This is a genomic window from Clostridium sp. AF29-8BH (assembly GCF_003478145.1).
Lineage (GTDB): Bacteria > Bacillota > Clostridia > Lachnospirales > Lachnospiraceae > Otoolea > Otoolea fessa.
Window position 1 is genome coordinate 146,584 of record NZ_QUEL01000001.1, and the last position, 14,106, is coordinate 160,689.

Annotated in this window: 13 protein-coding genes; all 13 read left to right on the forward strand. The window is 47.6% G+C overall.

Annotation, left to right across the window (positions count from 1 at the left end):
• Positions 1–187 precede the first annotated feature (187 nt).
• The 13 genes from DWZ16_RS00600 to hgdB all read left to right on the forward strand — a co-directional run bounded on the left by DWZ16_RS00600 (position 188) and on the right by hgdB (position 14,040).
• A complete protein-coding gene (locus DWZ16_RS00600; protein ID WP_118522078.1) occupies positions 188–757 on the forward strand; it encodes a DUF3793 family protein in 570 nt (189 codons plus the stop codon).
• Between the two features lie 41 nt (positions 758–798).
• Entirely contained in the window at positions 799–1,227 is a 429-nt protein-coding gene (locus tag DWZ16_RS00605) for a flavodoxin (protein ID WP_022359957.1), read from the forward strand.
• Between the two features lie 259 nt (positions 1,228–1,486).
• A complete protein-coding gene (locus DWZ16_RS00610) occupies positions 1,487–3,187 on the forward strand; it encodes a glutamine--tRNA ligase/YqeY domain fusion protein (RefSeq protein ID WP_118467955.1) in 1,701 nt (566 codons plus the stop codon).
• 466 nt (positions 3,188–3,653) lie between these two features.
• Positions 3,654–3,950, forward strand: coding sequence for an OadG family protein (locus tag DWZ16_RS00615; protein ID WP_022359955.1), 297 nt, complete (start codon positions 3,654–3,656; stop codon positions 3,948–3,950).
• 46 nt (positions 3,951–3,996) lie between these two features.
• The gene (locus DWZ16_RS00620) at positions 3,997–4,416 is read left to right on the forward strand and encodes a biotin/lipoyl-containing protein (protein WP_118467957.1); all 420 of its coding nucleotides are present in this window, start codon (positions 3,997–3,999) and stop codon (positions 4,414–4,416) included.
• A 183-nt stretch (positions 4,417–4,599) separates the two neighbouring features.
• A complete protein-coding gene (locus tag DWZ16_RS00625) occupies positions 4,600–5,046 on the forward strand; it encodes a biotin/lipoyl-containing protein (protein ID WP_118522079.1) in 447 nt (148 codons plus the stop codon).
• An 11-nt stretch (positions 5,047–5,057) separates the two neighbouring features.
• The gene (locus DWZ16_RS00630; RefSeq protein WP_022359952.1) at positions 5,058–6,197 is read left to right on the forward strand and encodes a sodium ion-translocating decarboxylase subunit beta; all 1,140 of its coding nucleotides are present in this window, start codon (positions 5,058–5,060) and stop codon (positions 6,195–6,197) included.
• A 141-nt stretch (positions 6,198–6,338) separates the two neighbouring features.
• A complete protein-coding gene (locus tag DWZ16_RS00635; RefSeq protein ID WP_412693818.1) occupies positions 6,339–7,394 on the forward strand; it encodes a CoA-transferase in 1,056 nt (351 codons plus the stop codon).
• A 65-nt stretch (positions 7,395–7,459) separates the two neighbouring features.
• Positions 7,460–8,269 carry a glutaconate CoA-transferase subunit B gene (gctB, locus tag DWZ16_RS00640; RefSeq protein WP_107000305.1) on the forward strand — a complete coding sequence of 270 codons (810 nt, stop codon included), beginning with the start codon at positions 7,460–7,462 and terminating at the stop codon, positions 8,267–8,269.
• A gap of 145 nt (positions 8,270–8,414) precedes the next feature.
• On the forward strand, positions 8,415–10,181 hold the full coding sequence (locus DWZ16_RS00645) for an acyl-CoA carboxylase subunit beta (RefSeq protein WP_107000304.1): 1,767 nt from the start codon (positions 8,415–8,417) through the stop codon (positions 10,179–10,181).
• Positions 10,182–10,617: 436 nt separating this feature from the next.
• The gene (gene hgdC / locus DWZ16_RS00650) at positions 10,618–11,412 is read left to right on the forward strand and encodes a (R)-2-hydroxyglutaryl-CoA dehydratase activase HgdC (RefSeq protein ID WP_107000303.1); all 795 of its coding nucleotides are present in this window, start codon (positions 10,618–10,620) and stop codon (positions 11,410–11,412) included.
• Positions 11,413–11,446: 34 nt separating this feature from the next.
• A complete protein-coding gene (gene hgdA, locus DWZ16_RS00655; RefSeq protein WP_107000302.1) occupies positions 11,447–12,886 on the forward strand; it encodes a (R)-2-hydroxyglutaryl-CoA dehydratase subunit alpha in 1,440 nt (479 codons plus the stop codon).
• 2 nt (positions 12,887–12,888) lie between these two features.
• Positions 12,889–14,040 (forward strand): (R)-2-hydroxyglutaryl-CoA dehydratase subunit beta, encoded by a 1,152-nt coding sequence (gene hgdB / locus DWZ16_RS00660; protein WP_107000301.1) that lies wholly within the window; start codon positions 12,889–12,891, stop codon positions 14,038–14,040.
• The last annotated feature ends 66 nt before the right edge of the window (positions 14,041–14,106 follow it).

Below are 14,106 nucleotides of genomic sequence, written 5' to 3' on the forward strand. Positions count from 1 at the left end.
AAAATGAACAAAATTTGCTTGACGTGGTAAGTGATTCATGATATAGTCTCATTGAAGTTAGATAAGACTAACCCGTGAAAAGGAAAATAGAAGGCAGAAAAAGCCTTTTATTTTTTAAAAGATAGTTAGCCATATCTAACTAAAGGTAGATATGGCTAACTAAGAGAAGCAGTCAGGAGGCAGGAAGATGGAACGATTGTTTGAAGAAGTATTCGTAGAGGTGTGTGCGCCGACTCTTCGTGGCATCAAACCGTCGAACTTGTTCCGCTATCAGCCGCAGAACCGTGATAAACTCCTGGAAGCGCTTGATTTCTGGAACCGGGAACTGGAACCGTCGGGGCTTCAGGTGCGGGCGCTTAAAGAGTGCAGCCGGACGGGCGCGTTTCTGATTCTGGTGTACCGCGAGGAATGGCTTCGCTTTATTCTGGGTAAAATATCTGTACAGCACTTTTTAAAAAAGTCTGGTTACCAGATGCAGAAGACGGTCGATGGCTTTTTGAAGCAGCTTTCCAACCGGCTTTGTCTGGAACATGATTTTCCACATGAGATTGGCATTTTCCTGGGGTATCCGCTTGAGGATGTTGTTGGATTCATTGAAAATCGGGGAAAAAATTATACCTGCAGCGGTTACTGGAAGACGTATGGCGACCCGCAGGAAGCAAAACGGCGGTTTGATTCATACCGGGAATGCACGGAAGTGTGCCGGGAGAAATACCGTCAGGGGACACCGATTATTCAGCTTGTAAAAGCCGCATAATAAATCTAAGTAAGTAAATTATTCACAAGGAGGAAATAAAAATGAGCAAGGTAGCAATTGTATACTGGAGCGGAACGGGAAACACAGAGGCTATGGCAAATTACGTAGCAGAGGGCGTTAAGAAAGCGGGTGGCGAGGCTGATTTATTTACTTCCGCAGAGTTTGGCGCTGACAAAGCTGGCGAGTATGACAGAATCGCATTTGGCTGCCCGTCTATGGGGGCTGAACAGTTAGAGGAGTCTGAGTTCCAGCCGATGTTCGACGAGGTTAGCCCGGTTCTCTCTGGCAAAAAGATTGCATTATTCGGTTCTTACGGATGGGGCGACGGCGAGTGGATGCGTACCTGGGAGAGCGACTGCATGACTCTGGGCGTAACCATGGCTTGCGAGCCGGTAATCTGCAACGCAACGCCGGACGAGGCAGCAGGTGCTGAGTGCGAGGCACTGGGCGAGGCTCTTGCAAACGCATAAGTAAAATCGCATAAAAACACATATATAATAAGAAGAAGTACAATTACCTGCGAACGCAGGACATCTTAAATTGCCATAATAAAGATGCTTAAAAATTGAAAATCAGAAAAGGAAGTGTCCTCCCGCGGCGCTTCCTTTTTTGTGGGCAAATATCCCCTTTTCGAAAACTCCAAAATGTGATATGATAAAAAATAAAACTGTTTGATTTGACTCAAACAACAGTATCAATTTACGAAAAGAAACAACGGAGGGAATGTATATGGAAGAAAATAAAAAACCATTGGCAGAGGGAGAGGAGAAGGAAGAGGCTGTCTCCAAGAACTTTATCGAGCGCGAGATTGACAAAGATCTGGCAGAGGGCGTTTACGATCATGTCCAGACGAGATTTCCTCCGGAACCGAACGGATATCTTCATATTGGACACGCTAAATCGATTATTCTGAACTCTGGACTGGCAAAAGAATACAACGGAAAATTCAATCTCCGTTTTGATGACACCAACCCGACGAAGGAGAAGACGGAGTTTGTTGAGTCAATCATCGAGGATGTAAAATGGCTGGGCGCTGATTTTGAGGACCGCCTGTTTTTTGCATCCAACTATTTCCAGCAGATGTATGAGTGTGCAGTTCTTCTTATTAAAAAGGGAAAAGCATTCGTCTGCGATCTGACAGCTGATCAGATCCGCGAGTACCGCGGTGATTTTAACAATCCTGGTAAGGAAAGCCCATACCGCAACCGCAGCATCGAGGAGAACTTACAGCTCTTTGAGGAGATGAAAGAAGGCAAATATGCGGATGGCGAAAAGGTACTGCGTGCGAAAATTGATATGGCATCCCCAAACATCAATATGCGTGATCCGGTTATTTATCGTGTAGCCCATATGCATCATCACAACACCGGGGACAAATGGTGCATTTACCCGATGTACGATTTCGCTCATCCGATTGAGGATGCGATTGAGCACATCACGCATTCGATTTGTACGCTGGAATTTGAGGATCACAGACCGCTCTATGACTGGGTCGTAAGAGAGTGCGAGTTTGAGAACCCGCCGCGCCAGATTGAGTTTGCGAAGATGTATCTGACCAACGTCATTACCGGAAAACGTTATATCAAGAAACTGGTAGAAGATAAGATTGTAGATGGCTGGGATGACCCGCGTCTGGTAACCATCGCAGCGCTGCGCCGCAGAGGTTACACGCCGGAATCCATCCGCCGCTTTGTAGAGCTGGCAGGTGTCTCCAAAGCAGATAATTCCATCGACAGTGCAATGTTAGAGTACTGCCTGCGCGAGGATCTGAAATTAAAGAAGTCCCGTGTGATGGCAATTCTTGACCCGGTCAAGCTTGTTATCGACAACTATCCGGAAGGACAGATCGAGGAGCTGGATGCACCAAACAATATGGAGAACGAGGAACTTGGTTCCAGAAAGATTCCATTTGGCAGAGAACTTTACATCGAACGCGAGGACTTTATGGAAGAACCACCGAAGAAATACTTCCGTCTCTTCCCGGGCAATGAGGTCCGCCTGATGAACGCGTACTTTGTTACCTGCACCGGATTCGAGAAAGATGCAGACGGTAATGTAACGGTTGTTCACTGTACCTACGATCCAGAGACGAAGAGTGGTTCCGGCTTCAATGCAAGAAAGGTAAAAGGTACGATTCACTGGGTAGCAGCACAGACTGCACTGAAAGCAGAAGTACGTCTCTATGAGAACCTGGTAGACGAGGAAAAGGGCAAACTCAATGCAGATGGAACGCTGAACTTAAATCCGAATTCCTTGCGCGTTCTGAAAGAGTGTTACTTAGAGCCGGGTCTGAAAGAGGCAAAAGCATTTGAGAGCTTTCAGTTCGTCCGCAATGGATACTTCTGCGTGGACTGCCGCGACAGCGAGCCGGGCAAACCGGTTTTCAACCGGATTGTTTCGCTGAAGAGCTCTTTCAAGCTTCCGAAATAAATCGAGAACAACTCTTGAAAATGTATAAAAAAATACAGAAAAAAGCGGCTTTGTTCTGATGAAAAAAGGAGAGAACGGGACTTTCAGAATACATTTTAGAATATGAGCAAAATGCTTGAGAGGTCTTGGCGATTCTTCCGGGGGTTATTAAGAAAAATGTAGAAAAATGTAGTAATAACCTATAAAAAGCAGGTTGTTTTTGCTAATAAAACACCCTGCTTTTTGTGCATAATTTATGAAAGGCTTGGTTGACAATCAGGGGGGTTACTGTTATAATTTAAGTAAAGTGAGCTGATCATGTCAATCTGTGGCTTCACTTGTTACAGTTAAGGGGAAAAGCCCCTTATAAATTGCTTTCAAAAATGGAATGCATTCCACAATACGGAATCTTACTGGTGGAATTTTATAAGTATAATTTTTCACAAAGAAAGCAGAACCTAAAATAAATAAGGAGGTGCAATGCACAATGTGGACTGAACCAACTATGCCTTTCGGGCAGTCAGTTATCGTTTCTCTGCTGGGTCTTTCGGTAGTTTTCCTGGCTCTGATCTGTCTGGCTCTGGCAATTATGGTAATTTCCAAGATTCTCCGCTCCGTTGTTTCTGATGGTGCTAAGGCCCCGGCCGCAGCACAGAAAGCAGCACCGGCTGTGTCGGATGAAGCTGATAAGGAATTACTTGCCGTGCTGATGGCAACGATCGGGGATGACCTCGGATTGCCGACAGACAAGTTTAAGATCTTGAGCGTGACAGAAGTTAAGTAATGAGAAACAGGAATGAAAGGAAATCGAAAGGAAGGTTAGAGCAGTTATGAAGTATACGGCTACCCTCAATGGAAAACAGTACGAAGTAGAACTTGAAAGAATCGATGCATACGAGCCAATGCCGCGTTACGGCGAGGCTCCGGCAGCAGCACCGGCTCCAGCAGCAGCACCGGCAGCTCCAGCACCGGCGCCTGCACCAGCAGCACCGGCTCCTGCACCAGCAGCAGCTCCGGCGGCAGCACCGGCAGCAGGTGCAACTACCGTAGAGGCTCCGATGCCAGGTAAAATCCTGAACATCAAAGTATCTGCAGGACAGGCAGTTAAGTTTGGTGAGACCGTCATCGTGATGGAAGCTATGAAGATGGAAACTGAAATCGTTGCTCCGGCAGACGGTACAGTAGCACAGATTCTTGTCAAAGCAGGCGACGCCGTTGACACAGGTGCAGCACTGGTTACCCTGAACTAATAGACGATACTATGATAAATAGCAACTGTTTACAAAAAGGAATTTTCGGAACTGAAAATTCTGTATGATACAGTTCAGGCAACAGATTTTGCCGATTTGGAATACAAAGCATCGGCAAAATCCCATTACTGGGCACACATGTGTGAACAGTAATGATAAACATTCGAAAGGACGTAAAGAATTATGAAATATGTTGCTACGATCAATGGAAAGAAATACGAAGTTGAAGTAGAAAAATTAGAAGCTTACAAATCTCTGGATCGTAATGGTGTAGCAGCTCCGGCAGCTCCGGTTCTTCCGGCATCCGCACCGGTACAGAGACCGGCAGCACCGGCTCCGGCTCCAGTTGCAGCAGCACCGGCTCCAGCTCCGGCATCGGCAGCAGCTCCGGCTCCGAAGGCAGCAGCTCCGGCGGGCGCAACTACCGTAGAAGCTCCAATGCCAGGTAAAATCCTGAACATCAAGGTATCTGAAGGACAGGCAGTTAAATTTGGCGAAGTAGTAGTTATTATGGAAGCCATGAAAATGGAGACTGAGATCGTTGCTCCGGCAGACGGTACAGTCAGCAAGATCCTTGTTAAGGCTGGCGATTCTGTTGATACAGGAGCTGCTCTGGTTGCTCTGAACTAGGAGGTTAGGTAATGAACTTTTTTGAAATATTAAAAGAGCTTCTTGCACAGTCGGGTTTCGCAGCATTGACCTGGAGAAGCTGTGTAATGATTCTCATTGCTTTTGTATTATTATACCTGGCAATTAAAAAGCAGTTCGAGCCGCTTCTTCTGCTTCCGATTGCATTTGGTATGTTCCTGGCAAACCTGCCGTTGGCTGACCTGATGAAGGAAAGCGAGCCGTGGTATACCGCAGGTGTTCTGCGTATCATCTACGGCGGTGTTAAGTCCAGTTTGTTCCCGTGTCTGATCTTCATGGCAGTAGGTGCCATGACAGACTTTGGTCCGCTGATTGCAAACCCGGTGAGCCTTCTGCTTGGTGCAGCTGCTCAGTTCGGTATCTACATTGCATTCATGCTGGCTAACGCAACTGGTCTGTTTACAGTAGGTGAGGCAGCTGCTATCGGTATCATCGGTGGTGCAGACGGTCCGACCGCTATCTATGTAGCTAACAACCTGGCACCGGATCTGGTTGCTCCGATCGCCGTTGCCGCTTACTCCTACATGGCGCTGATTCCGCTGATTCAGCCGCCGATCATGAAGCTTCTTACCACTAAGAAAGAGCGTTCCATCGTTATGAAGCAGCTCCGTAAGGTAAGCAAGGTTGAGAAGATCGTATTCCCGGTATTCGTAGTACTGTTCTGCTCCCTGCTTCTTCCGTCCGTAGCTCCGCTGCTTGGTATGCTGATGCTTGGTAACCTGCTTCGTGAATCTGGTGTTACAGAGCGTCTTTCTGATACAGCTCAGAACGCACTGTGCAACATCGTAACTATCATGCTTGGTACTACCGTAGGTGCAACCGCAAACGGCGAGATCTTCCTGCGTGTTCAGACCATCGCTATTATCTGCATGGGTCTGCTTGCATTCGCATTCGCTACCATCGGAGGTGTTCTCCTTGGTAAGGTGCTGTGCGCTGTAACCGGCGGCAAGATCAACCCGTTAATCGGTTCCGCTGGTGTATCTGCTGTACCGATGGCTGCCCGCGTTTCTCAGACAGTTGGTGCAAAAGAGAATCCGACCAACTTCCTTCTGATGCACGCTATGGGACCAAACGTAGCAGGTGTTATCGGTTCTGCCGTAGCAGCAGGTTTCTTCATGCTGATTTTCGGTTAATCGAATATTGATTTTTGGCTGTTGCAGCCGGGATCTGGCTGCATCTGGCCTGCGAAAGACCGCAGCGCCGGAAGTACCGGATCCCGTTTTTACTTATTTATATAGGTAGTTATAGAAAATTTTTTTAAAGGAGGCTTTATTGTGGCTAATAAAGTAATGTCTTTACACGATGCCGTAGAAAAGTATGTATGTGACAACGATGTACTTTGTCTCGGCGGATTTACAACAAACCGTAAACCGTATGCAGCAGTTTACGAGATCCTTCGTCAGGGTAAAACTGGTTTTGTAGGCTGGTCTGGCCCGGCAGGTGGTGACTGGGATGCGTTAATCGGTGAGGGCCGTGTGAGAGCCTACATCAACTGCTATACTGCAAACTCTGGTTACACCAACGTAGCTCGTCGTTTCCGTGCAGCTATCGAGAAGGGTGAGCTTACATATGAGGATTATTCTCAGGACGTTCTGATGCTTCAGCTTCATGCTGCATCTCTGGGTCTTCCGTACCTGCCGGTACGTATGATGCAGGGCTCCGGACTTGTTAAGTTCTGGGGTATCAGCGAAGAGAAGAGAAGAACCATGGAAGGTGTTGACAACCTGAAATGCGTAGAGATCGAGAACCCGCTTGAGCCAGGCGAGAAGCTGCTGGCTGTTCCGGTTCCGAAGCTTGACTGCGCTATCATCCATGTTCAGCAGGCATCTCCGGATGGAACCTGTATCATCGATGGTGATGAGTTCCATGACGTAGATATCGCTGTAGCTGCAAAACGTTGTATCGTTACCTGCGAGGAGATCGTAAGTGATGAGTATATCCGTCGTGACCCAACCAAGACAAGAATCTTTGGTGAGTGTGTAGACGCCGTTGTTCGTGCACCGTACGGTGCTTGGCCGGCACAGTGCTACGGCTATTATGATGATGATGATAAGGGCTTGAAAGAGTACGACAAGGCTTCCAAGTACCTTGACGCTGAGGATGCTAAGGCACAGCTTCAGAGGCTGCAGACAAAGCTGCTAAGGCTGCTGCTGCTAAGCCGGAAGATGAGAAGCTTGCAAAAGCTGCAGAAGTTGCTGCACAGGCTGCAAAAGATGCTGCTGACGGCACCAAGATTCCGGAGACCTTCAAGGATTACCTTCAGAAGTATGTATATGGATGCAAGGATCAGGATGATCTGCTCAACGTACTGGGCGGCGCTCGCCTCATGAACCTTAAGAATGAGCCGCATCTTGGCTATTCTACCAGACATTAATTGAGGGAGGGAAAATCTAAAATGGCTGATTATACAAAGTATACAAAGCAGGAAATGCAGGCTTACGCCATCGCAAAAAATATTAAAGAAAATCAGATCGTTATCGTTGGTACCGGTCTTCCGTTAATCGGTGCATCCCTGGCAAAACGTGTTGTTTGCCCGAGCTGCCATCCGATCGTAGAGAGTGGTCTTATGGATTGTTCTCCGATCGAGGTTCCGCGTTCTGTAGGTGACAACCGTTTCATGGCTCACTGTGCAGTACAGTGGCCAAACGTTCGTTTCGTAGGTTTCGAGGCTAATGAGTGGTTACATGATGCTGATCGTATGATCGCATTCATCGGTGGCGCTCAGATCGACCCGTACGGAAACGTTAACTCTACCTGTATCTTTGGTAAGGGTGATTATGTTAAACCTACCACACGTTTCACCGGTTCTGGCGGTGCAAACGGAATCGCTACTTTCTGCAACACCATCATCATGATGCAGCATCAGAAGAGAAGATTCATGGAGCATGTTGACTACATCACAAGCTGTGGCTGGATGGACGGCCCTGGCGGACGTGAGAGAGCAGGTCTTCCGGGCAACCGTGGACCGCAGATGGTAGTTACCGATCTTGGTATCATGAAATTCGACGAAGAGACCAAGAGAATGTACCTGGCTTACTACTATCCATTCTCCTCTCCGGAAATGGTTCAGGAGAACACTGGTTTCGAGATCGATACCTCCAGAGCTCAGCTGATGGAAGGTCCGGATCCGGAGATCATCCGCGTTATTCGTGAAGAGATCGACCCAGGTCAGGCATTCATCAAAGTTCCGAAGGAGACTAAGTAATTAGCCTTCCATAGGGAATCAAGACAGATATCATTTCTGTCGATTAATTAGTTACTGATTGCAGGCGGGACAGGAGACGAACTGTCCCGCAAGCAATTCATTTATAACCATTTTTATTTTTTATTTTATAAGGAGAAAAGAAGACATGAATATGTATTCAATGCCAGGATATTTCCAGAATATGCCTACCGTTGGTAAAGCTCTGGTTAATCCGAATCCGGAAAACGAGCAGGAACTGAAGGCTGTTGAGAACGACATCCATGAGTCCATTAAGCAGGCTCTTGATGCTGGTATCACAACCGAAGAGAAGTTAAACGCACGTGGACAGCTTTCTGCTACACAGCGTATCAACGCCCTGATCGATCCAGGTACATGGTGCCCGTTAAACAGCCTTTACAATCCGGAAGACAACCGTTTCCAGACAACTAACGTTCTGAATGGTCTTGGCCGTGTAAATGGCAAATGGGTTTACATCATCGCTTCTGATAACAAGAAGATGGCTGGTGCTTGGGTTCCGGGACAGGCAGATAACCTGCTCCGTGCTGCAGATACCGCTAAGATGCTGCATCTGCCGTTAGTATACCTGTTAAACTGCTCAGGCGTTGAGTTCCCGAATCAGGACAAAGTATACCCGAACCGTCGTGGTGGTGGTACACCGTTCTTCCGCAACGCTGAGTTAAACCAGCTTGGTGTTCCGGTTATCGTAGGTATCTACGGAACCAACCCGGCAGGTGGTGGTTACCACAGCATTTCCCCGACTATCCTGATCGCTCATAAAGATGCGAACATGGCAGTTGGTGGCGCTGGTATCCTTTCCGGTATGAACCCGAAGGGTTACATCGATGAGGAAGCAGCAGAGCAGATCGTTAACGCTCAGATCGAGAACAGCAAACATCACGTTCCGGCTCCGGGTTCCGTGCCGATCCACTATGATGAGACCGGATTCTTCCGTGAAGTTTACGAGGATGATTTAGGCGTTATCGAGGGAATCAAGAAGTACATCAACTACCTTCCGTGCTTCAACCTGGAGTTCTTCCGTGTTGACAGCCCGAAGGCTCCGCAGCTTCCGGCTGAGGATCTGTACAGCATCATCCCGATGAACCAGAAACGTCCGTACGACATCTACGATGTAATCGGCCGTCTGTTCGATAACAGTGAGTTCTTCGAGTACAAGAAAGGCTACGGTCCGGAGATCGTTGCTGGTCTTGCAAAAGTTAACGGCCTTCTGGTTGGTGTTATCGCTAACGTACAGGGCTTACTCATGAACTATCCGGAGTACAAACAGGGTTCTGTAGGTATCGGTGGTAAGCTGTACCGTCAGGGTCTGATTAAGATGAACGAGTTCGTTACTCTGTGTGCTCGTGATAAGACACCGGTTATCTGGCTGCAGGATACCACAGGTATCGATGTAGGCGATGACGCTGAGAAGGCAGAGCTGCTTGGTTTAGGTCAGTCCCTGATCTACTCTATCGAGAATGCTAAGCTTCCGTCTCTGGAGGTTACTCTTCGTAAGGCAAGTGCTGCTGCTCACTACGTTCTGGGTGGTCCGCAGGGCAACAACACCAACGTATTCTCTATCGGTACAGGTGCTTGCGAGTACTACGTAATGCCGGGTGAGACCGCTGCAAACGCTATGTACTCCAGAAAGCTTGTTAAAGCTAAAAAAGCTGGCGAGCCGCTTCAGCCGATCATCGACAAGATGAACGCTATGATCCAGATGTACACAGACAAATCTCGTCCGAAATATTGTACAAAACAGGGTATGGTTGATGAGATCGTAGATCTGACCGATCTTCGTCCGTACATCCAGGCATTTACCGAGGCTTATTATCAGAATGCTCAGGCTATCTGCCCGATGCATCAGATGCTGGCTCCGAGATCTACTCGTGAGTTCATCAACTACGGTAAATAATTATCAAATTAAAACGGCATTGTGATAGGTGCCGCTAAGATAACATTTTAAAAAGAGAAGGCGCGTAAGTACGCGGCTGACAGTGATAGTGTAAATAGTGATAAGTAACAAATTGATAGTGTGAATAGTGTGAGGCTCTGGCGAAGCGGCTTGTCTGTATGACTGTAAATGAACCGTTTTGCCGGATGCTTGCAGATAAATCGGGCAAAGGAACTGGAACCTTTGCTCGATTTATTGGTATACTCAGGCAGATAAGTAATAAGTAATAGTTTTGTTAAGAATTATTTTATAACATTTTCAAGATTTTACAGCGACTTTTAGTTGATTTTGTGGTATTATGATGGGTGGAGACGATGTGATAGCACGGATCTGCCAAAACATCGTTGAAACAAAAATCAGGCATAGAAAGTCAGTATTGAAAGGAAAAAGATACATCATGAGCGAAATTTTCACTTTAGGTATCGACGTAGGCTCTACAGCTTCCAAATGTATCATCCTGAAGGATGGCAAGGAGATCGTAGGTAAGTCTCTGATTGACGTTGGAGCAGGTACCAGCGGTCCAAGCCGTGCCATCGAGGCAGTTCTGGAAGATGCAGGCCTCAAGAAAGAAGATATGGCATTCACACTGGCTACCGGTTATGGACGTACATCTCTGATGGACGGAATTGCCGATAAGCAGATGAGTGAGCTGTCATGTCATGCAAAGGGCGCTTATTTCCTTTTCCCGAAGGTTCATACCGTAATTGACATCGGCGGTCAGGACGTGAAGGTTCTTCGCGTTGAGGACGGTGTCATGACAAACTTCCAGATGAACGATAAGTGTGCAGCCGGAACCGGAAGATTCCTGGATGTTATGGCTCGCGTTCTCGAAGTTGAGGTAAGTGATCTAGGCCGTCTTGGCGCTATGTCCAAGAAGCAGGTAGGAATCAGTTCCACCTGTACGGTTTTTGCAGAGAGTGAGGTTATAAGCCAGTTGTCGATGGGAACGGATAAATGTGATATTATTGCCGGTATTCATCGTTCAGTGGCTCATCGTGTCACGGGTCTTGCCCACCGAATCGGTGTAGTGCCGGATGTCGTTATGACAGGCGGTGTGGCTCAGAACCAGGGCGTAGTAGATGCGCTTGAGGCTGAGCTTGGCGTAAAGATTTGTACATCCCCGCTGACACAGTATAACGGCGCGCTTGGCGCAGCCCTGATGGCATATCAGGTAGCCAGCCGTCAGAAGTAACTAAGTTAATTTTTAAGAATGGAGGATAATTATTATGGCAAAACAAGTTAGTCCTGGTGTTCTTGCGCTTCGTAAAGTCGTAGATGACGTACACAAAGAGGCGCGTGAGGCCAAAGCAAGAGGCGAGTTAGTTGGATGGTCTTCTTCCAAATTCCCGTGTGAGCTTGCAGCAGCATTTGATTTACACGTTATGTATCCGGAGAACCAGGCAGCTGGTATCGCAGCTAACCGTTACGGTGAGCTGATGTGCCAGGCAGCTGAGGATCTTGGATATGACAACGATATCTGCGGTTACGCTCGTATCAGCCTTGCATATGCAGCTGGTGTACGTGTATCCCGTAAGTATGATCCGGAGACTGGTGAATACATCATCGATCCGAGCACAGGTAAACCATTAAAAGATGCTGACGGCAACGTAGTGATGGGTGAAGACGGAAAACCGAAGAAGGATCCGAAGACTCAGACTCCGTATCTGCAGCTGGACAACCTGCTTGAGATTGAAAAACTCCCGGATGGTCCGGAAAAAGAGAAACGTCTTGAGGCTATTTCTCCGATTCGTCAGATGCGTATTCCGCAGCCGGATTTCGTTCTTTGCTGCAACAACATCTGTAACTGTATGACAAAATGGTATGAGAACATCGCTCGTATGTGCAACATTCCGCTGATCATGATCGATATCCCGTACAACAATACAGTAGAAGTTCATGATGAGAATGTTAAATACGTTCGCGCTCAGTTCGACAAAGCGATCAAACAGCTGGAAGAGCTGACAGGCAAGAAGTTCGACGAGAAGAAGTTCGAGCAGGCTTGTGCAAACGCTAACCGTACCGCTAAGGCTTGGCTGAAAGTCTGTGATTTCCTGCAGTACAAACCGGCTCCATACAGTGGATTTGACCTGTTCAACCACATGGCAGACGTTGTAACTGCACGTGCTACTGTAGCTGCTGGTGATGCTTTTGAATTACTTGCAAAAGACCTGGAAGAGACAGTTAAGAAGGGTGAGACCACAACTCCGTTCCCGGAGAAATACCGTGTTATGTTCGAGGGTATTCCGTGCTGGCCGAAACTGCCGGCTCTGTTCAAACCGCTGAAGACCCACGGTGTAAACGTTACTGCCGTTGTATATGCTCCGGCATTCGGTTTCGTTTACAACAACATCGATGAGATGGCTCGTGCTTACTACAAAGCTCCGAACTCTGTCTGCATCGAGCAGGGTGTTGACTGGCGTGAAGGCATCTGCCGTGATAACAAGGTAGATGGCGTTCTGGTTCACTACAACAGAAGCTGTAAACCGTGGAGTGGTTACATGGCTGAGATGCAGCGTCGCTTTACTGCTGACCTGGGTATCCCGTGTGCTGGTTTCGACGGCGATCAGGCTGACCCGCGTAACTTCAATGCTGCTCAGTACGAGACTCGTGTAGAGGGTCTGGTTGAGGCAATGGAAGCAAATAAGCAGGCAAAGGAGGCTAAATAACCATGAGTGTTAACGCATTATTAGAAGAATTTAAGGTAAAAGCTGCAACTCCGAAGCAGCAGCTTGCTGAATATAAAGCTCAGGGCAAAAAAGTAGTTGGTGTTCTTCCTTACTACGCTCCGGAAGAGCTTGTATATGCCGCTGGTATCGTTCCGATGGGTATGTGGGGTTCCAACACTAAGACCATCAGCCGTGCAAAAGAGTACTGCGCTACTTTCTACTGCACCATCGCTCAGTTAGCTCTGGAGATGCTGCTGGATGGAACTATGGATCAGTTAGACGGTATTATCACACCTACTATCTGTGATACTCTTCGTCCGATGAGCCAGAACTTCCGTGTAGCTATGGGCGACAAGATGAAAGTTATCTTCTTAGCTCATCCGCAGAACCGTTTCGAAGAGTTTGGTCTTCAGTTCTGTATCGATCAGTACAACCATGTAAAAGCTGATCTGGAAGAGATCGCTGGAAGAAAGATTACTGATTCTGACATCCAGGATGCTATCGTTGTATACAACAAGAGCCGTGCAGCTCGCCGTGAGTTCGTAAAACTGGCTAACGAGCACTGTGATGTTATCACACCAACCAAACGTTCCGCAGTTCTGAAGGCATTCTACTTCATGGAGAAGCCGGAATACACTGCAAAGCTGAACGAGCTGAACGCAGAGCTGGCTAAACTTCCTGTCTGTGACTGGAAGGGAACCAAGGTTGTTACCTCCGGTATTATCTGTGATAATCCGAAGCTGCTTTCTATCTTCGAAGAGAACAACATCGCTATCGCTGCAGATGATGTAGCACATGAGACACGTTCCTTCCGTGTAGACGCTCCGGAAGACGAGCTGGATCCGGTTAGAGCACTGGCTAAACAGTTCGCTAACATCGATTACGAAGTACTTCTGTACGATCCGGAATCTGACAAGAACCGTCGTGGTGAGTTCGTAGCTAACATGGTTAAAGAGAGCGGCGCTCAGGGTCTGGTACTGTTTATGCAGCAGTTCTGTGATCCGGAGGAGATGGAGTATCCATACCTGAAGAAAGCTCTGAACGATGCAGGCGTTCCGCACATCAAACTGGGTATCGACCAGCAGATGAGAGACTTCGGTCAGGCAAGCACTGCTATTCAGGCATTCGCTGACGTTCTTGCACTTCAGAAATAATAGAAGATTCGTTTGGGAAACTGAATGATGAGATAGAAACGCCCCCGCAGGAGATTTTCTTGCGGG

Excerpts from the sequence above, each read along its gene's own strand:
- DWZ16_RS00600 (WP_118522078.1), top strand. The coding sequence starts at position 188 with ATGGAACGATTGTTTGAAGAAGTATTCGTAGAGGTGTGTGCGCCGACT.
- DWZ16_RS00605 (WP_022359957.1), top strand. The coding sequence starts at position 799 with ATGAGCAAGGTAGCAATTGTATACTGGAGCGGAACGGGAAACACAGAG.
- DWZ16_RS00610 (WP_118467955.1), top strand. The coding sequence starts at position 1,487 with ATGGAAGAAAATAAAAAACCATTGGCAGAGGGAGAGGAGAAGGAAGAG.
- DWZ16_RS00615 (WP_022359955.1), top strand. The coding sequence starts at position 3,654 with ATGTGGACTGAACCAACTATGCCTTTCGGGCAGTCAGTTATCGTTTCT.
- DWZ16_RS00620 (WP_118467957.1), top strand. The coding sequence starts at position 3,997 with ATGAAGTATACGGCTACCCTCAATGGAAAACAGTACGAAGTAGAACTT.
- DWZ16_RS00625 (WP_118522079.1), top strand. The coding sequence starts at position 4,600 with ATGAAATATGTTGCTACGATCAATGGAAAGAAATACGAAGTTGAAGTA.
- DWZ16_RS00630 (WP_022359952.1), top strand. The coding sequence starts at position 5,058 with ATGAACTTTTTTGAAATATTAAAAGAGCTTCTTGCACAGTCGGGTTTC.
- gctB (WP_107000305.1), top strand. The coding sequence starts at position 7,460 with ATGGCTGATTATACAAAGTATACAAAGCAGGAAATGCAGGCTTACGCC.
- DWZ16_RS00645 (WP_107000304.1), top strand. The coding sequence starts at position 8,415 with ATGAATATGTATTCAATGCCAGGATATTTCCAGAATATGCCTACCGTT.
- hgdC (WP_107000303.1), top strand. The coding sequence starts at position 10,618 with ATGAGCGAAATTTTCACTTTAGGTATCGACGTAGGCTCTACAGCTTCC.
- hgdA (WP_107000302.1), top strand. The coding sequence starts at position 11,447 with ATGGCAAAACAAGTTAGTCCTGGTGTTCTTGCGCTTCGTAAAGTCGTA.
- hgdB (WP_107000301.1), top strand. The coding sequence starts at position 12,889 with ATGAGTGTTAACGCATTATTAGAAGAATTTAAGGTAAAAGCTGCAACT.